This is a genomic window from Leptospira broomii serovar Hurstbridge str. 5399 (genome assembly GCF_000243715.2).
GTDB classification, from domain to species: Bacteria; Spirochaetota; Leptospiria; order Leptospirales; family Leptospiraceae; genus Leptospira_B; species Leptospira_B broomii.
On sequence record NZ_AHMO02000004.1, the window covers coordinates 671,216 to 690,000 of the forward strand.

Below are 18,785 nucleotides of genomic sequence, written 5' to 3' on the forward strand. Positions count from 1 at the left end.
TTTAAGAAAGCTAGAAGGTAAACGTATTTGCGAGTACTACACCCATAAAGTCTTTTACGACTTCGGCTACGTCCTCTAGCTTGATGGCATCTTGATCGACGATCCTTTGTCCGACCGTCCCTAAGATAATACTGATCAAAAGTCTATTTAAGTTGGGGTTGGTGATACCTAAATGCTTTGTGATGATCGTCACATATTCCTTCATCGCTTCGGCAATGAGTTGCTTTTCCTCTTCATGATTCTTTAAACGAGAGACATCGCAAATGATATAAAGGAGGTTTTGAAAGTAGCTTTCTCTATCCTTCACCATAGTAAAAAGGGCTTCTACACGCTTTTCAATGGATTGGTTTTCTTCTCCCTTTGAATAAACTTGCAGTTCTTGGATGTCCTTGCTAAGAACGAACTTTACGAGTTCTTTAAAAATATCTTCTTTCGTAGAAAAATAATGATATAATGTACCAGTAGATACATCCAGTTCGGTTGCAATCTCTCGCATAGATACTGCCGAATATCCTCTCCGCGCGAGAATATCCACGCACTTGGAAAGAATTTCCGCTTTATATTTCTCGTGGTTTACGATTTTCGGCATTCCGGTTTTCCTGAAACAGATTACTCTAAATTTTATAAAGTCGCTTTCTACGTCAACTCGACAAATTCATAGGTTCGAGCATTAAAATAAGACCTCTTACCGAATGAATTCTAAGATCGATTCAGTAGGCAATGTTCAATTTTTTGTAAATGAATCCAAGCAGCCAAATCGGCCCGATGAGCAGAAACTGCAGATCCTTAAAAAAAGAAGGTTTTTTGCCTTCTACCTTGTGGCCGATGAACTGAAAGATCCATGCGATCGCAAAAATCCCGAGCGAAATTTGCCACACAGGAATCGGGGCTGTCGCCTCTAATTCTAAAATGACTGCATACATCGGCAGGGAAACGACAAGCATTCCTAATGCAAGTGTCAGGGAAAGTCTCAAATAGAATAGAATAACAAAAGCGATCGACAGCGTCGCAAAGTTTAAATGCGGACTTATGTTCGTTAAGAATGATGGAGTAGGAATCGCCCAAATCATACCCAAAACGCTAAAATAGATCGCAGGTACACATATCCAGTGAATTGCCTTGTTGGTTTTATTCTGGTGGCTTTCCCCATACTCGCCGAACCATGATTCGACAGATTTCATGCTCTCCCTCCCGAACAGGTTAATTATTTTATTTGTTCGAAAAAAGAAAGCAAGTGTTTTTTCCACATAGGAGCGAGGTGGGTTAGAATACGGCTGCGATGTCGTTCGGCGTCCTCCTTACCTTTCTCAAAGGCATAACGGACTAGACCCGGATTCGTATAATCAAACCCTTGTTCTATAAATGGGGCATCCGGAGAGATTAGGAGTGTATTTGCTACGATTTCAGGTGCTTTTCCAACCAATGTAGTCGGCTCGTAGAAAACCGCAATTTTCGGAATTTCGGAGCTGAATTCTTCTAGCAGAAGATTGTTCGTTAGTCCTCCATCTAAATAGTAATTACCGCCTAGACTTTGCAAAGGAAGCACCGGAAAGGCGGAACAGGAGTTCATGACGATTTGAGTGACCGTTTCATGGTCGGAAAATTCTTTTTCAGTAAAGACGCGTTCTCTCCATCCCCATTCCTTCATTTTATCCATCACATGGAATGGGAGTTCCCCCTTTCTTCTTAATTCTTCGTCTCTAAAATAGGCTCGAATAATCCTAGCAGCCCTCGCTAAAAGCATACGCTTATTCGGTTTTCCATTTTTATTTTTTTGAATTTGATCTCCCGGAATTTCAACCGTATGAATTCGTATCTTCGCAGCCTTAGAAAGTAGTTTAGGAAGTTTTAAACAATAGCTGACCGTTCGACGAGCCATGCCGTCATGTGGGAAGGGTGGAAGAATTCTCAAAAGCCGATTCCAGTAAAAATTTTTAGGGTTTCTGCGGGTTAATTCTTCGAAGTAGACTGAACTTTCTTCCTCGGTTTCCGAAAGGGCGCTAATCGCCATTGCAGCGCCGGCGCTTACTCCCGAGACTTCCCGAATCTGAATTCCCCAGCTACGAAGTGCAAATGCGAAGCCTAGGCCGTAAAAAGCTTTGATTCCGCCGCCTGCGATGGCCAGGGCAATTTCTTTTTTAGTCCCCAATTCCTTCCAAATGGATTCTAAAAACGGATACGATGATTTGGTCGATTCAGACAGCATTAAATCTTTCTTTAGACAATGAACGCCGTTCGGAATCAAGAATAAATTTGGGCTGTCATAGTTCCTACAAACCCTAAGATAATGATTTACTCCATTCTTTTTGGAGAAAGACTTTAGCGAATCGAACCCGTCAGACTATGGTCGAGGAGACAATTTTAATGGCCCAGGAAAATCATCTGCAGGACATGCAAAAAGAATGGGAGAAATTTTCTAAGGCGGCCCCTTCCTTAAAAGTTCCCCCTCCCGCGTTCAAAGAACTTTCAGGGGAATTTGTTTCGTACGTCCGTAAAAAAGAACTGACTTGCAGTTTTTATATCGAACCGAGATTTTCCAATCCAATGGGTGTCTTTCAAGGCGGATTTTTAGCTGCCGCGTTTGATAATACGTTCGGCCCACTTTGCTACCTGGCAGCGGGGAAACCCACTACCACGTTGGAACTTAGCGTAAGCTATATTCGTATGGTCAAAGAAAATCAACGGATTCGTGTTACGGCCAGAGTGGTGGCACGAGGCAATCAGCATATTTATCTCGAAGCCGAGGCTTTTGACGAGGAAGAAAAGCTTCTCGCGAAATCTACGACTCAGGTTTTGATTTTGAAAATTCCGGGAGCCGAAAAACAAGAGTAGAAGAATATAGATTTTTGCGGATCAAGTCTGTTGACTTTCTTGTGTCGTATTGGACTGAGTTCCTGTAATTCTTTCCAGGGGAAGCTTCCGAACATGATCGGTCATTTCTCGCAGGATATTGGCTGTTATATCCTTCATGATTTCCCCCATTACCTCAGTCTCCAAAACTTCCGCAATCATCTGTCCGATGTCTTCCCCCAATCTCCGCGAAAGCTCGGACATGAACGGAAGTCTCGATAAATCTCCTAAAAGAAACTTGGATTGGAGCGACTCGTTAACCTTATTGTGAAATTGACGATCATGTTTTGAAAAAGCCTGTTTAGCGAGCTGGCTATAATCCAAACGAAGCATCACTTCTTCCACCCGTTCCAAAGAATGCAGAAATACGGCGTCGGCGATCGTATCTACAATCACGTCCCTAAAGCGAAATGTGATCTCTCGAGTTAAAGCTTCGCTGACGTTTTGCCCGGACGTTCCGAATCGATAGAATGCGATCGCCAATTTTACGCCGCGGAGCAACAGGAAAGGCCTTAGGAAAAAGAAGGGAATAATTCCGACGATTTCGTACCAATTTGTTTTTAAGTATTTTTTCGGATCTTCTTTCTGTCTCAGTTTTAAAATTAATTCAAGTCCCCAAAGAACGAGAACCATTAGATCGAAAACTAAAACATATGCCGAAATATCTCGATGAATGAATTCCTTATAAGAATTTACAAATAATAGCAGGAAGACATCGATCGAAGCGAGTGTGAGGAGGAAGTAATCCCGGCCCGTACCCGGAAGGACGCTTCTCCAATATCGAATTGTACGGATGATTTTGCCGATTCGAGATACTCGAAGAGGTTTGGTTGCAGTATCCGTCATGGCTATCGGCTCGGTTCGGTAAGGTGTTTACAAGTTTTTCTAGAACGGCCAATCTGGTCACTAGATTTCGCGAGATGCACTTAGTAGTAGACGGTTTCAATTTGATTTATAAATTTCCCGAATTGGAAGCATTTATGTATTCCGATCGTCTTCGCGAAGCTAGGGTAGGACTTCTTAGGATTTTAGAAGCGTATTCTTCGAAAATTAAGAACCCGAATATTCACGTTTTCTTTGATGGAAAGAAAGAAAAAGGAAGCGAGGTAAGAAAGGATGCTTACGGAAATATTCAAGTTTACTTCAGCCAAGAATTAAAAGCCGACGATCTGATCAAGGATTATATCAAGTACTCGCCGAGACCTTCAGAACTATTCATAGTAACCTCGGATCAGGAAATTTTACTTTTTGCAAAACGCTTAGGCTCGAAAACTATCACATCTGAGGATTTTGCAGCGAAAGTCGCCGATGCTTTCAGCGAAAAACCGCAAACAACCGAGAAAGATTCGGAACGAAAACTTTCTCCTGGCGAAATTCTATATTGGAAAGAACTCTTCAAGAAGGGAAAATAAACCGTGCTCTTCAATTCCATCCTATTTCTTATCTTTTTTTCCGTCGTTTATATCATTTATTGGCTTTTACCCGGTCGGCGAAGACAGGATTTTTTGCTATTTTCAAGCGCAATATTCTATGTTATGGGCGCGTCGACAATCTTCGGTGGATTAGGATTTCTCGCTCATTTTATAGCGATTATAACGGCGAACTACTTCGCTTATTATCAGATTCGAACCTCGAATCACAAAAAGGGATGGATGATATTCGCCGTCCTACTGAACGCCATTAATCTTGGATTCTTTAAGTATTTTTATTTCATCAACAGGATACTTGCGGATATCACAGGATATCCTTTCTTCGAAGAAGTTCCTAGAATATTAAAAATATCCCTACCTTTAGCGGTCAGCTTTTACAGTTTTCAAATGATCGCGTCCGCAATCGATGCCTATCGAAAGCCTGAAGGAGTGATCCTAACTTTAAAGCAATTTTTCTCCTTTGTCCTATTCTTCCCGATTTTAATCGTCGGCCCTATTTTGAGGATGAAAGATTTTTTCCCGAACTTAGAGCATCTATCTCCTAGTAAGGAAAAAGTCATCCGAGCAGGCTACTTAATGATCTCCGGCTTGATTAAAAAAATCCTGGTGGCGGACCCTGTTGCGAACGTAATCGCGCCTGTGTTTGCAAATCCGGGGCAATACGATAATCTTTCTCTCGTGTTAGCTGGGTTCGGGTATACGATCCAGGTTTATTGCGATTTCTCCGGTTTAACCGATATGGCAAGGTCGGTCGGTCTTATGCTAGGCTTCGAATTGCCGGAGAATTTTAAGGCCCCTTTGTTTTCCCCATCCGGCCGGGAACTTTGGCAACGGTGGCATATGACTCTTTCGTTTTGGTTGAGAGATTACATTTACTTTTCTTTAGGTGGCAGCAAAACGGGGGAGTGGAGAACTTATCTCAATTTAATCATTACAATGACGGTTGGGGGAATTTGGCACGGAGCGGATTACACTTTTATCGCCTGGGGTTTTTATTGGGGGGTTATCCTTGCAACGGAGAGGTTTTTTGTTAAACGTTTCGGATGGGATGACGGAGAATCCTCAAATAGATTCTTAAACGTAATCAGAGTTCAAATAATATTCGTACTATTCTCGTTCAGCGCAATCTTATTCAGATCGAATTCCGCCGGAAAAATGGTCCAGCACGTCGTGGGATTAATCGCAAATATGCCGGGAAAACTTTCCGGAATTTTAATAGCCAACGGATCGAATTGGCTCGACCAAGCGACTTCGTTAATTTCAGGACCGTCTCCATTTAAACTAGAAAGAATGGAGAATATGGAAAAACTTGCTTATTCGTATCTAGCATTTTTGTTTTTTCATTTCGTGCAGTATAAACCGGAACGGATTCAGAAAATCGGCGAAAATCGAACCTGGGTTTTTGTACTTTGCGCGATTCTTACTATATTTGCAATCACGTTATATTCTGAAGATTCCAGTGTTTGTATCTATTGCCAATTTTAGAGGTTCGAACGAATTGATATGAAAGATAAGAAGATTCTTCTAATCCCGTTTTTGATTCTTGCAATCTCGTTAATAATAGATCGGTTTTTAACTAATAGTTATTTTGAAAGATACTATTCCAACACTCTATCCCACTTAAATTATTTAAGCAAAGAGGACCTTTACGAAGATTTAAAGGGGTATCTAAAAAAAACTCCTTCTGAAAGGAAAAAGGTTTTAGTATTCCTCGGAAACTCCAGATCGCTTCTCTTTCCGTACCATGAATTAAGTAAAAAATATCCGGATTGGATTCTATACAATTTTTCAGTTCCGGGAGGATCGCCTGATTACTTTTTGTACTGGGTCGAAAGGATCGTACAGGACGGATTGCATCCCGATTTTGTCGTATTGGATCAGTCTTTAGAAATCTTTAATAAAACGCCGAATCTAGCTCTTGATGAGGTCTTGATCTACGGAGTTTCGCCTGGATTTTTGCTTCGACACTGGAATCGATATTCGAAGGAGCAATGGTCCATTTTTCTATCGAAGAGAATGTTTCATTCGTATCGAGATAGGCCGAAACTCTGGAGAGTCCGAGAACGTTTAAAAAATAATTCCTATTGGGCTAATAATTATGCAGAGGCCGTAGTAAATACGTTGGAGTCGTTAGCGGATCAAAAGGGGAGTACGTCTAGAGAAGCAAACGTAATTAAACTTCCCCACGACCAGTTGATTAAAAGATCGGAGTCCGATTTTCAATCTTATTTGAGTCCTTATACGTTTCACTTCGATATGTTGGAAATGCAGAGAGATTCGGTGAAATTATTGAAGAAAGCCGGGATTTCCTACGCTACAATCTGGGTCCGAGTAGCTAGGCCGTATTTTAAGTTGTACGGAACTCGCAAAACGGATACGCCCGAGGGACCTCAAATTCCTTTGGACATTTGGCTTACGGAGATCCAAAAGTTCGATCGGGACACCCAGACAAAATTTTGGGATATGAATAACGATCCAGGGTATTCCTGCGACGATTTTTCGGATCCGGGTCACATGTCTCCGAGTTGTTATCCCGCGTATGGGGATTTTGTTTTCAGAAAATTATCGGAAAGCATAGAGCAAAACTAGATTTTATTCAAAAGCAATTGCCATCATCGATGTAAATAAAGTCCTGATTCCACTTCCTTTTTCTTTGCAGAACCGGCTAGGATGTCTACGATTCGTAATGCAAATTCAAAGGCTGAACCCGGGCCGATACTCGTTATGATTTTTCCGGATTCTTCGAGTCTCGAGCCGGTGTATTCATTCGTTTTTTCCACAGATCCCGGGAAACCGGTAAATTTTTGCCCGGAATTTAATATACCGTGCTCCTTTAGAATGCTCGGAGCCGCACAAATTGCTGCGATCCATTTCCCCTGCTTTTTATAACGATTTAGTAATTCGATTATGTTGGAATCTTTTCCAAGATTTTGCGTTCCTAAATTTCCTCCCGGAAGAATAACCATATCGAAATCTTCGTGAAGAATTTCTGAAAGTACGGCGTCGGGGAGATGGCGGGTTCCGCGGGAAGCTTGAACAGGACCGGCTGAGAGTCCTGCAGTAATGACTTGTATCCCGGCCCTACGGAGAACATCCACAATAACGACTGCTTCTATTTCTTCCATTCCGGTGGCAAAGGGTACCAGAACTTTAGCCATATCTTCCTCCGATCCGAACTTTGGAAGACTTTACCCGCAGTTAGGTTATAAGCAAATCATTTCCTACTCGTCTTCATCCAAGTAAGGTTGGAATTAAGAAAATAATTCGAGAGCATGGCAATTCCAATTGATAGTAGGTCACATACTAGTTTGATCGGAATTCCCGCAGAAAATGAATAATTAGCAAAGACCCGATTATGCAATAATTGGTAAAACTCAATCTGCAAAATAAGTCCGAATAGGCTAACTGCTTGAAAAATCGCAAACCCTTCTAAGGCACGGAATCCTTCGTACCGTCTTTCATAGAATGTGAAGTAATTGTTTAGCAGAAAGTTGGATATGATAGAGAGCTCGATTCCCAATAAGACGGAACTTGAGATCGGATCTAAAAACGATATTCCCGTACTGATATCGGGTAAGGATAGGAACTCGCCGATCAGAAAACCTCCAAGATTTACGATTACTCCGGTTGCTCCTACCATCGCGTAAAGCAAGAAAGTCGGCGAAATCCATTCTCCAAAACGAATGTCCAATAGAGCCAATAGAAAATTTCGAATTACCGAATTGTCTAGTTTTGTTTCTCCATGAACCCGTGTACGGAATGTATAAGGGATTTCCTCTACCTTTAAATCTTCTTTTCCCCGGGCTAGAAATTCCAAAAGAATTTTAAAACCTCTAGGATTAATGCTGTTTTTGACTTCGGAATAAACGTCTTTTCGTATCCCGAAAAATCCGCTCATCGGGTCGGAAACGTTTTGGCGAATTAGCCGTCGCGCTAGTACGTTTCCGAATCGACTGATCCCTACTCGAAACAGAGACCACTTTCCGGTAGAACCGCCGTTCGTATAACGAGTCCCTAAACAAAGGTCATTTCCGCGATCATTCAAAGATCGAATCATTTCGGGTAGAATTCTTTCGTCGTGTTGCAAATCCGAATCCATCACAACGAAAAGATCTCCTTTCGCGATTCCCATGCCGGTCAAAACAGCGGACGATAGACCTTTTCCGGTAAAGCGTCGAACTACTTTCAATTGAGGAAGGTTTTTTTGCAGATCCTCAGCTACTTCCCACGTGCGATCGGGGCTATCATCGTCTACGACGATAATCTCGTGCATAAATCCGGAGAGAGATTCGGAGATTCGCTCCGCAGCGATCGGCAAATTTTCGCTCTCATTGTATGTAGGAAGAATGACTGAAATAGTAGGATTCATCGTAAGTCCAAAATCCGAAAAGGATCGAATTCCATCAATTCTAATAAGTAATTAATTGATTACATACTAAAAAATAAAAGAAGTGAGAAAAAAATCGGTGAACTACTGAACTTCAGTCTACCTTTATTGAGACGAAAACGCAGACGACCGATGTTCAAATGCAGATTTGCAGAATGGCGACTATCGTTAGACTGTTAAATTCGATTCTAGGATTGAATATAGAACGGCTTTTATTTATTTTTTGAAATTAATGAAATTTAAAAAGAAAAGCCGTAATCGAATTGATTATTCGATTACGGCATAAGAAGCTAGGAGTTTAGCAAAAGTTTATAAACAGCAGAGTAGGGCGCTCGCCGAACCGTTTCGTTGAGCGATACCACCTAAATATTCACCATCATCGCACTGACCTTTATACGATCCGGAGGCCCAATCACCACCTCGAGAGGATGTTCTATTGTCTCCTCTATCGAACCAAACGGTTCTACAGCTATTCCCCAACGAACGATTGCTTTGTGCGCAGAGTATACCGCTAGTTCCCCACCAACGTTTTGAAAAGCCGGATACGTAAAAGTTTTGCGGGCATTCGTACTTTGTAAAACCTCCGGCCCAATCTCCGGTTCCATGGTATCGGGTAGCGGTTTCGTTAACGGCTTGCACATTAAAATTTCTATTTGAATTCCAAAGGACTCCGTAGGTAACATCCGTGCAAAGAGCACGTTGATCTTGGCTGAGTCCATTCAGCCGATATCCATCGGGGCAGGTTCCTTTATTCGCTCCATTATCCCAATCGTTGTTCAGAGTCGATGAATTGTCATTTCCACTTCCGATAGATAGATTTGAAAAATGGTAGGCGAAAACGCTCTGTCCTTGGTTACCGGAATACGTCAATAGACGATTCAATTGTGCGAAACGCCAATCGTCTTTCAATGTTCTAGACCAATCGCTCGAAACCAGTCCCCACTCGTCGTTTCCGTTTAAAGGCCAAAATGCAAAATCCAGATCCCGTTCGATTAGATAATCGACTAAGTTTTGCAGCCATTGCTTATCTTGATCATTAGTCGTAGAGGGGGACGCGCCGAACTCGCTTACCCAGACCGGCGCAGTGTAATAGAGCTCAGGATCAACCACATATCCCCATTCGGAATAGACAGTGTTACGAAACGTGGTCGGGTCCATTTGGCTATAGGTGATATTACTTCCCGAAGTTTTTGGATCCCCATTATTATTCGGACCGATATAACCGTAATTATGGGCCGAATAGACGAGTTTATTAGAAAGAGGTAAGTGGACCGGCAGACCCTTTATAGGCTTGAGATGCGGGCGTTCACCCGAACCAAGAATCGGAATAAGTCCCCACCAATTTATGCCTTCGACGATGACGAGTAAATCCGGATTGTTTTGAGTAATTAACCCGCCCAAATCTTGGGAAGCCTTATGCCAGTCGTTTACGTCACCCGATCCCCAATTCGGGCTATCGGGAATATAAGAATCACCGCGTCTTTGCGTTCTGACCTCGTTTCTTAGATCGGCTGCGACGACCATTTTATTATTTTTATAGCGATTCACCATCATAAGCCAATCGGCCTGCCACATATCCGTCGAAGAATTGTAGGCTAAACTCGAACCGGTATGATACCAAAGACCGTTATAGTCGAATCCGCAGCACCATTCCGCTAAGGTCGTATGATTATTTAAAACTACTGCAATTCCTGCTTCGGTTAGGGCTTGGACTGTTTGGTCGTAAACTTGCAGAGGAGTTAAGCCGCTAAATTGTGGATTCGCACTAATATCCGCATCGGCAACGGGAGTCGCTTGATGCAGCATAACGTTTGAAAAGGGTAATCGAACTGCGTTAAATCCCCATTCTTTGATTAGAGAAACGATATATGAAATCGGCTGCTTATCTAGTCCGGCTACGACAAAACGAGTGTCGCTTGCTCCGTACCAGTTCACCGCCTTTAATTTAAACCGATTGTTATTCGTATCGACGATGTATCTCCCATTCGTGCTTAAAGGAACCGAGGGAAGGGGAATTCCCGTAGGGGAAACCAATTGCTCGCGACTCGCATTTGGGTTCAATCCGATTCCCTGCAAATTCCCGGTTAAGGAAGAAAGAGTTCCCAGTAGATTCGGGCCGAATTTTGCACCGTCTGGCGAACAAGAAATAGTTGTTAAAAGGAAAAAAAGAATCGTACAGATTCCGATCCCCTTATTTTGATTCATCGACATTTCAATTCTCTCCAAGAACCGTTAACAGTGATATTGATCCTATTAAAGACAGGTTCTTATTTTCTTTTGGTATATTAAAAGGAATGTCCTTATAATCCGTTTCTATAGCGAGCGCTAAAGGCTTATAAAGGACTTATATTTAAAAAAAACGATCGTTCAAAAACGTCTGCTTTGCTTCCGTTCATGACGGGAACAGAGGGGAAGGAACGATGTTCTAAGGCACAAAGAATAAATGAAAAATCTTTAAGAAAGCAATACCGCAATCCGTATCGTTTGTTCCGATAGGTCGCCGGAATCCTATCAGATTACGTCGAAGTTGGGAGTGAATCGAATGCACTAGCCAAACGCAGAGCCGAGACTAAATTCGTTCATTCGCTTAAACCTATGGTATAAAAGGAGCAGTGAAATACAAATACATGAAAGTATTAAATTTCTTTTTAAGAATAGAAGATACGGAACATCCGTATAAAATTATCATCCGATTTTTAGTGGGTGGAGTTTTCCTTTGGGAAGGCATTATCAAATTTCTTTATACGAATCAGGGCTTGGGAAGATTCACAAAACTTGGTTTTCCTGAGCCCGGGCTTGTTAGCGGTCTTATCGGGGGATTGGAAATCGCGGGTGGGCTTTTGCTCATAGCCGGATTTCTGACAAAGCCCATCGGTTGTCTTTTCGTAATCGAAATGATTGTAGCGATGGCCATGACCAAGGTGCCGCTATTTTTTGGGACGTCTCCCTTGGCGTCGCCTCAGGTGCCTCCGATCATCGGCATTTGGGCGGTTTTGCATGAAATTCGATCCGAATATGCTCAAGCTTTGGGATCGCTTTTCTTGGTTCTTACCGGGCCCGGACGTAATTCCATTGACGCACTTTTGAAAGGAAGAGCGGAATCGTAACTGATCGCGAACCGAGGACAGAGCTACACTCAGAAAATTAGAAATATTGCAACTATTCTATGTTCGAAAGTTCGGTTGGAGCTCCCTCACGAATTTCAAAATGAAAAATGCTTGTGTCCTTACGATTTTTGTGAAATAAGGCAATTCCACCGCTTCGCTCCGGCCCCCGCCCAAAAAAGGGCGGGGTTTTTTAAGTAAATTCTACTCTCCGAGGCTAGAATCCGGTGGGAGTTTACGGAAACAGAGGATAGACGGGGAACGTCTCCCCAGCGCTGCAGCTGCGTTACGCGCGTCTTTCGCTACCCAATCGAGCGGCCCTTAGGGAGCGATATTCCCGAAGGGTAACTGAACGAAGTGAAGTCAAATTTTCAATCAAACAAACTGCATTCGAATTAACTCCATATCTCCGGGGAATTGTCTGCTCGCCACCCCCGGACCCGTTTAGAAGACAGAACATTGATAAGCGTAGTTTCCATGTTATAGAGAATGATTCTTGTGTTACAGTGGATTTCCCCTAGGTCTGTCCTCAGTCTTATGCACAGCAAGATGCAGCCGAATTGGAATCGAGTTTATTTGGGATTCTCTGTTTAAGGGCTTTTGGATTCGTAAGGTAGGAGATTAAATTCGTTTAATCACATTGTTAATAAACGTAAGCGGTTTATAAAATAAGAATAGGTTATTATTAGGAGTCGACATCGACTTAGGAATTTTTCGAATATTAATACTGCGGTTTGGTCGAAAATTCTTCAAAGTACGGATGAATAAATTTTTGGAAGCAGAACTTATTTTAGCTGCCGCTCGTCGATATAGAGGCGGATTGATTTAAAAGGAGACATTCATGAAACTAAACGGAAACACGATTTTAATTACAGGCGGCGCGAGCGGCATCGGATTGGAAATGGCCTCGCGTCTTCTTGAACGTGATAACTCAGTTATCATAACTGGACGCAATAAAGAAAAATTAAAAAGTGCAAAGGAGAAACTTCCTAAGCTTCACACTATTCAAAGCGATGTTAGTAGCGAAAAAGAAATCGAATCTCTTTACCAAGAGGTGATCAAACGGTTTCCTAATCTCAACGTGTTAATCAATAATGCCGGGGTGATGCGAGTCGTTAACTTTCACGAAACTCATAGTTCGCTCACGGATTTTACCCGAGAAATAAATATAAATTTAATTGGTTCGATTTGGATGACAAAACAATTCATACCTCATCTCAAAAAGCAGCCTGTCGGAGCTATTATACAAATTACTTCTGGTCTTGCTTTTGTCCCCTTGCCGACTTCTCCTATTTATTGTGCAACCAAAGCGGCGCTGCATTCTTTTGTGCAGTCTCTTCGGGTCCAGTTAAAAAATACGAATCTTAAAATCTTTGAAGTCGCACCTCCTGCTACGCAAACTGAAATGTTAGGTCAATTCGAGCCTAGCGATATGAAAGGCGTCAGTATTATGAAGGTGGAAGATATGGTCCGAGACACGTTGAAAGGAATTGAAAAAGATTCTTTTGAGATTCGTCCAGGCCAGAGTAACCAATTGAAGTTCATGAGTCGCTTGGCTCCGGATTTTATCCTGAACCAAATGAGCAAATCAATAGATCGAATGCTTGCCGGTTCAAAATAATTTTCTTCAACTAAGGCAAAGTATAGACATTCCATATTTGAGCCTTTCTTCTAGAATTGAATATGGAAGTTTAGTATTTCGGAGATTTGTCGCTAAAATGAATCGTTTATAAGGAATATCGTCGAACCGACTTCGGTGGGATACTATCCGTTTTTTGCAGGGCCTTGTAAATCGGTTAAGGATTCTTGCGGGTCTGATCGAAAGTTCGGTATCGTGCAAAATGGATTTCTTCCTAAAATGGCATAATAATATGCAAATATTTCTTAGCTTTTCGAATATTACGTTCAATCCTCGTAATTATGTCGAATTAAACCGTGTCTCATAATTCTGCGCTTCGAATGATGATTATCTAGTCCGGATTCGACTGCTTCTAATAGCAATCGACGAAACCTCATAAACCATTATAAAATCTTGGAACTCGTTGAACCAAATTTTTAAACAAGTTTTGCGGATAATCGACCATGCTATCTCCATCCTCAAATATTTACGTATTTTAAATACTTTGAAAAAATAATAAATATTCGCTCTCCCTGCTTGACAAAGTTCAAACTCCGACTAAGCTCTGTCGGATGAAATTTATTTCCAGTGCCGTCTCTTTAAAGAAACTATTCCTACAAACATTCCTCCTACTGATACCGGTTTGTGCTTTGGTGTCCGAGCAACTGCAAATGATGCATCCGGGAAATGCGATAGGAGAAAATTTATCGGCAGTTAAAAAACGGGCGGAGCTTCCCGATGCGACCATTTCCGGTTCCGGATTAAAAGCAGTTGCGATCGTAGGAGAGGTAGACGGGGCCAAGGGGCCAAAAACTCAGGAGTATATTAGTAATATTAAATCGTTGGCGAAAGTCCTCAAAGATCGGGGCGTTACTGTTTATGAGTTTTATCCTCCTAATAATCCGTGGAAAGGAATACAGGCGGCTTCAAAAGGTGCCCACTTTGTAATGTATGCCGGCCACGGAATCGGAACGAATTTGAATTCTCCTCCTTATGCACAAAAGTCCGTGGGAGGATTTTATCTTGGAAAAGAATATGTCTCGAACGATCAGATTCAAAGCGATCTTAAGGCTGCGAAAGGAGCTATCGTTCTTTTTTTAGGGGCTTGCTTTACAGCCGGGAATATGGCATACGATATGGGAGTCATTCGAGACGAGGAAGCAAAGAAACGAATTGCAATGTATTCTGAACCTTTTTTGAAAGCGGGTTTTAAGGGATATTTTGCGACCTGGGCTCCTTGGACGGCACAGGCCATTCTTGCGCTCTTGTTTACCGGAAGTAATTACGGCGATGCTTATTTAAGTCAGACTGAGGAAGAAGAAGTCACAAAACTATCTCATCCCACTCAAAGCGCGAATCTTTACTATCATACCAGACCCCCTCAACCCGATCCGATATACGATTACGCGTTTGTAGGAGCTTCAGATTATGAATTAAAATCCCTCTCTTCTTCAACAGATTCGTCGACGAATATTCAACCGCTGCAAAAGAATACCGTATCCACGCCTAACCAAGAACGTTTAAATCAAATTCGACTTTCGAGTCTTTATTCCAAAGACGAATAAAATAAATCCGAACTTCAATGGACGGAGCGGATCCGAATGCGGATTATCGTTCGGAAATCTATTCATCTACCGATTTCATTTGATTTAGAAAATGTAGCAAAGGATCTCATTCAAAGAAAAGCCTTGTCAAATTCGGAGGTGGAAGGTTATACACAGTTAACCTTGACTCAAGCCTATGTTCGGTTGGATATCGCCGAGATGGTTGAAAAATAAAGCGGAATTCGTAGCAGGGTAGGTATCAGAAAGTCCAGCTTTCGGAAATTAACGAAATAGGAAACAACGTATCAGGAGATTAAAATTCGTTGCGTATAACTATTTCACGCCACTTCGCATCGACCCCGGAACGCGATTAGTCTTGAGACTTACGGCAAATTCGACTTTGTAACTTTGCTTATAAAGCACGCTAATGCTTAGCCGTTTCGGACTTCGGCTAGTCTCTTTCATTATACGAAATCCGGCGGCACAACAGTTTACTATGAATTTTAAAACATCTCGAAAAATAGCCGCTATTCTTGGACCTGTGCTCATCGTAATGGTCACTTCAGAGTTGCGATTTTGGAATCCTACTCTCTATGCAGAACAGATTACACCGCTGGTTTACCTGTCGGGCATTCTCATGTTCACTGCCGGCCTGGCCATTCTTCGCTCGCACAATATTTGGACTCGCCATTGGCCAGTTCTTATAACTCTTATTGCTTGGGCTGCGGTGTTTCTTGGCTTAATTCGTATTTTCTACCCTCAGAGTTATAGGGCTCAATTTCAGAATGATAACGCGGCTCTTGCTATAGAAATCGTTCTCATCTTGATTGGACTTCTTTTGACCTTCCAGGCTTATCGATTCCGTAGACAATGAAGAATTGATAAATTGGAACTTGCGACGTTCATATCTGTCGGAACACGGCCGTAGGTCCTCCGAGGAGCGGCGGCAAGTGTCAATAGGTCAATAGGCTCTACTTTAGATTCAGCTCTCGGTAGGATTGATCGTTCGGTATGCAAGCGTAGTAATCCTAGAAATCTCAAACTTTTTTAATAAAAGAAAGTAGAAACGTGTCTATCTGTTAACCATCCACTACTTCCGATAATACATATTATGTCGCATTAAATTTCAAGCTACCTGATCAAAGTAAAATATTGATTGATAAGAATTTGATCATTCAGAAGCAAAATCGTCGCCTTATCCGAAGCAGTAATCTTCTCAGGATCCGACCCTCTTCTAGCGGTTTATTTCGGCGAGCTAACTCTAAACCCTCGAATTCGTTAAGTTCTTCAAAATAGAAGTCGTCACCGGATCCTCTTTTACTAGTGAGAAAGTTATCTTACTACCGAGTCAGTATCCTTGCCATAGAGAGATTGTTACGATCGTTTTGCTGTTATCAGACTTGCTTAGGCATTCGCACTTTACTTGCGCGGATTGGCTATAGTAGCCTTGGGAAGCAGAAAAGCCGGGTGCAGGCTTACAACTTTTATAAAGGCCGCCTTCGACCAAACGGTTACAGGCTGTTTGGATTGCAGCTTCGATATCGCCACCTTGGGATTCGACCCGGTCGGGAATCACGAAGAATGTTGCGCTAATGAGAATCGTCGTTGAGATAAATAATAAGGATTTTTTCATAGGAGTTCGCGTCAGTAAATGGGAAGAATGTTTTGGAAAGAAAAAATTTCAAACCAATTTTTCTAAGATGCAATAATTTTGGTAAATCACGGCTAATTTTGCCGGAAATTATCGTCTCATTGATTTATCGCGTTTAGTGCGATAAACGTTGAATTATGGCCTGACGCTGATTTTTGGGCTCATCAAGAGATTTACTAAAATCTGCAACGTTAGAAATGCAGAAAAACATTGTGAGGAAAATTAATGCAGGAGATCACTCCGCGACCGGCAGCCGAGTTTGCAATATTACCTATTTTTCTAGGAATGCTTTCTTACTTTGTGCTATCGATTTTTGTCATTCTTCTGGTTAGCGTAGATAGCAGTTATAGCCTTTATGCGCAAGAAAAAGGATCTCACGACGATGTTTTTGAATACAAGGTTAAGAAGAACGATACTTTATCCAAAATATCCAAACAATTTTTGGAGGAACCGGGACGCTGGAAGGAATTGCTTAAGTACAATGAGATTCCAAATCCATCCCTAATAAGAGAAGGAATAACCTTAAAAATCCCGGGCTACCTTCGGAAGGATTCGATTCCGGCAGCGCCGGTTCAAACGGTCGTGACACCGACAGCGAATCCGGAAGCGATAGCCGAATTTGTGATTGGTACTGTAGAATCCTCTAAGGATTTCAATCCTGCAACGACTGCAGGAAAATGGGCAAAGATTGCAAAAAACGCGGTGTTCCTAACTGATGAATGGATTCGGACTAAGGATAAATCGTCGTTGCATTTCGCTTTTATTAAGACAGGGATTTCTTTCGAAGTTCGACAAAATTCCGTTTTGAGAATTATTTCTAGTAATAAAACCCAATCCCTTGCGGAATATAAGAACGATACGGTTGAAAATGCGAAAGCAGTCCAGGTCTCTTCCGGATCGCTAGAGTCTTCCGTCCGAGAGAAGGATAAGGGTAAGAAGTATAAACTATTCGTGGTGACTCCCGTCGCCATTGTAGGGGTTAGAGGGACGGAATTTTATGTGGATTCTACGACTCCCGACAAAAGTATAGTGGGATGCTTTCAAGGAGAGTTAGACGTCGGTGCTCAAGGCGTCGTAGTTCATGTTCCTGCCGGATTCGGAACTTCGGTAGAGAAAGGTAAGAAACCTGCGACTCCTACCCCTCTTCCTGATAGAGTCGAAATTCAATAATAGTAATACTGGCAATTGGCTCAATGAAGAAGTCTGGCTTTTAATTTTCGCACCCGTTATGTTGAATTTTTATAATACTTTCGCTGCTATGACAACGGTTTTCATGCTTCTATTTTTAGGACAGCTTGATTCACTTATGGCTCAATCTAAAAAAGATTCCGTAGCAATCCCGCTTTTGTCAATTACTCTTAAATGGGGACAGGTTCTCGGCGTCAAAGGATATTTAGTAGAACTTTCCGAACGATCAGATTTCGCTAATGTTCTCACTTCTCAAACGGTTCTTGATCCGTCGGTATCTTTTGGAGAAGATAAACTTACATTATATGTGCGGATTACTGCTATTGGGATGTCGGGTGCAAAAGGTCCTCCTTCCAGTGTGGTTTCTTTAAAGGAATATTCGGAAAGATTTCGAGAGGAAAGTTACGGGGCGGATAGTTTTATAAATCCGTCGGAACGTTTGGAGATTTTCTTTGGAGATTCTAATTCGAAGAAGGCAGATTCCGCCGGATCGGGAAATAATTCTGAAAGCAGTCCTAAGGCCCACTTACCTCTGAAAACTTTTTTTAGAATCGATAAAGGTGAATGGTTGGAATATAGAGGATCAATTCCGCTAGTAAAGGAGGGCTGGGCTGACGTAGAATTTTACTCCGAAGATATAGTCGGAAACCGAGAAGAGGTCCGAACGATTCGTGTTCTGAAGGACACAACTCCTCCCCAGGTTATCTGGAATCCTAAAGAAATAGGAAGTTCCGGTTTACCTGAATACCATTCAGGAGAGTCGATAAACTTTGCAATTCAAGAAGCCGGTTCAGGGATTCGCTATCTTGAGGCGGAAATAAAATCCGAGTCCCCTAACGGGCGAAAAGTCGGTGTGCGACGGATTCGAGAATTCGAGGGTTCGCCTCCTGCTTTTAAAGGAGAATATAAAATACCGGAGTCGCTACAGGAAGGTATTTGGATTTTACGGTGGATTTCTGAAGACAAGGCAGGAAATAAAAAATCGGGGGAATTCCCCCTCATGGTCGACCAGA

At 42.1% G+C, this 18,785-nt stretch carries 19 protein-coding genes (1 of these 19 cut by a window edge); 11 read left to right on the forward strand and 8 right to left on the reverse strand.

The genetic code is table 11. The features are described 5' to 3' along the window. Positions 1 to 10: 10 nt before the first annotated feature. The 3 genes from LEP1GSC050_RS03250 to LEP1GSC050_RS03260 all read right to left on the reverse strand — a co-directional run bounded on the left by LEP1GSC050_RS03250 (position 11) and on the right by LEP1GSC050_RS03260 (position 2,206). On the reverse strand, positions 11 to 589 hold the full coding sequence (locus LEP1GSC050_RS03250) for a TetR/AcrR family transcriptional regulator (protein WP_010569624.1): 579 nt from the start codon (positions 587 to 589) through the stop codon (positions 11 to 13). Between the two features lie 121 nt (positions 590 to 710). Next, complete coding sequence (locus tag LEP1GSC050_RS03255) at positions 711 to 1,181, reverse strand: Mpo1 family 2-hydroxy fatty acid dioxygenase (RefSeq protein ID WP_010569625.1); 471 nt, start codon at positions 1,179 to 1,181, stop codon at positions 711 to 713. A 23-nt stretch (positions 1,182 to 1,204) separates the two neighbouring features. Further along, entirely contained in the window at positions 1,205 to 2,206 is a 1,002-nt protein-coding gene (locus tag LEP1GSC050_RS03260) for a patatin-like phospholipase family protein (RefSeq protein ID WP_051184842.1), read from the reverse strand. 158 nt (positions 2,207 to 2,364) lie between these two features. Between LEP1GSC050_RS03260 and LEP1GSC050_RS03265 the strand changes: the two genes are divergently transcribed. Beyond that, positions 2,365 to 2,832 (forward strand): PaaI family thioesterase, encoded by a 468-nt coding sequence (locus LEP1GSC050_RS03265; RefSeq protein WP_010569627.1) that lies wholly within the window; start codon positions 2,365 to 2,367, stop codon positions 2,830 to 2,832. 21 nt (positions 2,833 to 2,853) lie between these two features. Here the strand turns inward: LEP1GSC050_RS03265 and LEP1GSC050_RS03270 are convergent, their stop codons facing one another. Continuing rightward, entirely contained in the window at positions 2,854 to 3,696 is an 843-nt protein-coding gene (locus LEP1GSC050_RS03270) for a hypothetical protein (RefSeq protein ID WP_010569628.1), read from the reverse strand. A 74-nt stretch (positions 3,697 to 3,770) separates the two neighbouring features. On the opposite strand from LEP1GSC050_RS03270, the gene LEP1GSC050_RS03275 reads away from it, so the two are divergent. The 3 genes from LEP1GSC050_RS03275 to LEP1GSC050_RS03285 are packed head-to-tail and all read left to right on the forward strand — an operon-like array spanning position 3,771 to position 6,869. Beyond that, positions 3,771 to 4,262: an NYN domain-containing protein gene (locus LEP1GSC050_RS03275; protein WP_040910972.1), complete on the forward strand. Its 492-nt coding sequence runs from the start codon at positions 3,771 to 3,773 to the stop codon at positions 4,260 to 4,262. 3 nt (positions 4,263 to 4,265) lie between these two features. Continuing rightward, the gene (locus LEP1GSC050_RS03280; protein WP_010569630.1) at positions 4,266 to 5,765 is read left to right on the forward strand and encodes an MBOAT family O-acyltransferase; all 1,500 of its coding nucleotides are present in this window, start codon (positions 4,266 to 4,268) and stop codon (positions 5,763 to 5,765) included. A gap of 18 nt (positions 5,766 to 5,783) precedes the next feature. Then, the gene (locus LEP1GSC050_RS03285; RefSeq protein ID WP_010569631.1) at positions 5,784 to 6,869 is read left to right on the forward strand and encodes a DUF1574 domain-containing protein; all 1,086 of its coding nucleotides are present in this window, start codon (positions 5,784 to 5,786) and stop codon (positions 6,867 to 6,869) included. 23 nt (positions 6,870 to 6,892) lie between these two features. Here the strand turns inward: LEP1GSC050_RS03285 and LEP1GSC050_RS03290 are convergent, their stop codons facing one another. The 3 genes from LEP1GSC050_RS03290 to LEP1GSC050_RS03300 form a co-directional block, all read right to left on the reverse strand. Then, complete coding sequence (locus LEP1GSC050_RS03290; protein ID WP_010569632.1) at positions 6,893 to 7,438, reverse strand: DJ-1 family glyoxalase III; 546 nt, start codon at positions 7,436 to 7,438, stop codon at positions 6,893 to 6,895. A 56-nt stretch (positions 7,439 to 7,494) separates the two neighbouring features. Further along, positions 7,495 to 8,649 (reverse strand): glycosyltransferase family 2 protein, encoded by a 1,155-nt coding sequence (locus LEP1GSC050_RS03295; protein ID WP_010569633.1) that lies wholly within the window; start codon positions 8,647 to 8,649, stop codon positions 7,495 to 7,497. A 327-nt stretch (positions 8,650 to 8,976) separates the two neighbouring features. Next, a complete protein-coding gene (locus LEP1GSC050_RS03300; RefSeq protein WP_010569634.1) occupies positions 8,977 to 10,878 on the reverse strand; it encodes a glycoside hydrolase family 5 protein in 1,902 nt (633 codons plus the stop codon). A 401-nt stretch (positions 10,879 to 11,279) separates the two neighbouring features. On the opposite strand from LEP1GSC050_RS03300, the gene LEP1GSC050_RS03305 reads away from it, so the two are divergent. The 5 genes from LEP1GSC050_RS03305 to LEP1GSC050_RS03320 all read left to right on the forward strand — a co-directional run bounded on the left by LEP1GSC050_RS03305 (position 11,280) and on the right by LEP1GSC050_RS03320 (position 15,807). After that, positions 11,280 to 11,774: a DoxX family protein gene (locus tag LEP1GSC050_RS03305; protein WP_232225641.1), complete on the forward strand. Its 495-nt coding sequence runs from the start codon at positions 11,280 to 11,282 to the stop codon at positions 11,772 to 11,774. Positions 11,775 to 12,612: 838 nt separating this feature from the next. Then, positions 12,613 to 13,392 carry an SDR family oxidoreductase gene (locus tag LEP1GSC050_RS03310; protein ID WP_010569636.1) on the forward strand — a complete coding sequence of 260 codons (780 nt, stop codon included), beginning with the start codon at positions 12,613 to 12,615 and terminating at the stop codon, positions 13,390 to 13,392. A 569-nt stretch (positions 13,393 to 13,961) separates the two neighbouring features. Continuing rightward, complete coding sequence (locus tag LEP1GSC050_RS03315) at positions 13,962 to 14,954, forward strand: hypothetical protein (RefSeq protein WP_010569637.1); 993 nt, start codon at positions 13,962 to 13,964, stop codon at positions 14,952 to 14,954. Positions 14,955 to 14,990: 36 nt separating this feature from the next. Beyond that, a complete protein-coding gene (locus tag LEP1GSC050_RS21065; RefSeq protein ID WP_020987026.1) occupies positions 14,991 to 15,167 on the forward strand; it encodes a hypothetical protein in 177 nt (58 codons plus the stop codon). 262 nt (positions 15,168 to 15,429) lie between these two features. Then, on the forward strand, positions 15,430 to 15,807 hold the full coding sequence (locus tag LEP1GSC050_RS03320) for a hypothetical protein (RefSeq protein WP_010569638.1): 378 nt from the start codon (positions 15,430 to 15,432) through the stop codon (positions 15,805 to 15,807). Positions 15,808 to 16,281: 474 nt separating this feature from the next. Here LEP1GSC050_RS03320 and LEP1GSC050_RS20500 read toward each other — a convergent pair whose 3' ends face one another. Further along, positions 16,282 to 16,566 carry a hypothetical protein gene (locus LEP1GSC050_RS20500; protein WP_010569639.1) on the reverse strand — a complete coding sequence of 95 codons (285 nt, stop codon included), beginning with the start codon at positions 16,564 to 16,566 and terminating at the stop codon, positions 16,282 to 16,284. 243 nt (positions 16,567 to 16,809) lie between these two features. Between LEP1GSC050_RS20500 and LEP1GSC050_RS03325 the strand changes: the two genes are divergently transcribed. Both LEP1GSC050_RS03325 and LEP1GSC050_RS03330 read left to right on the forward strand, forming a co-directional pair. Next, positions 16,810 to 17,754, forward strand: a complete 945-nt coding sequence (locus LEP1GSC050_RS03325; RefSeq protein ID WP_010569640.1) for a LysM peptidoglycan-binding domain-containing protein — start codon at positions 16,810 to 16,812, stop codon at positions 17,752 to 17,754. 103 nt (positions 17,755 to 17,857) lie between these two features. After that, positions 17,858 to 18,785: the 5' portion of an S-layer protein gene (locus tag LEP1GSC050_RS03330; protein WP_232225642.1), read on the forward strand. It continues 314 nt past the right edge of the window; 928 of the gene's 1,242 nt are visible here — the first part of the coding sequence; the start codon lies at positions 17,858 to 17,860; the stop codon falls past the right edge of the window.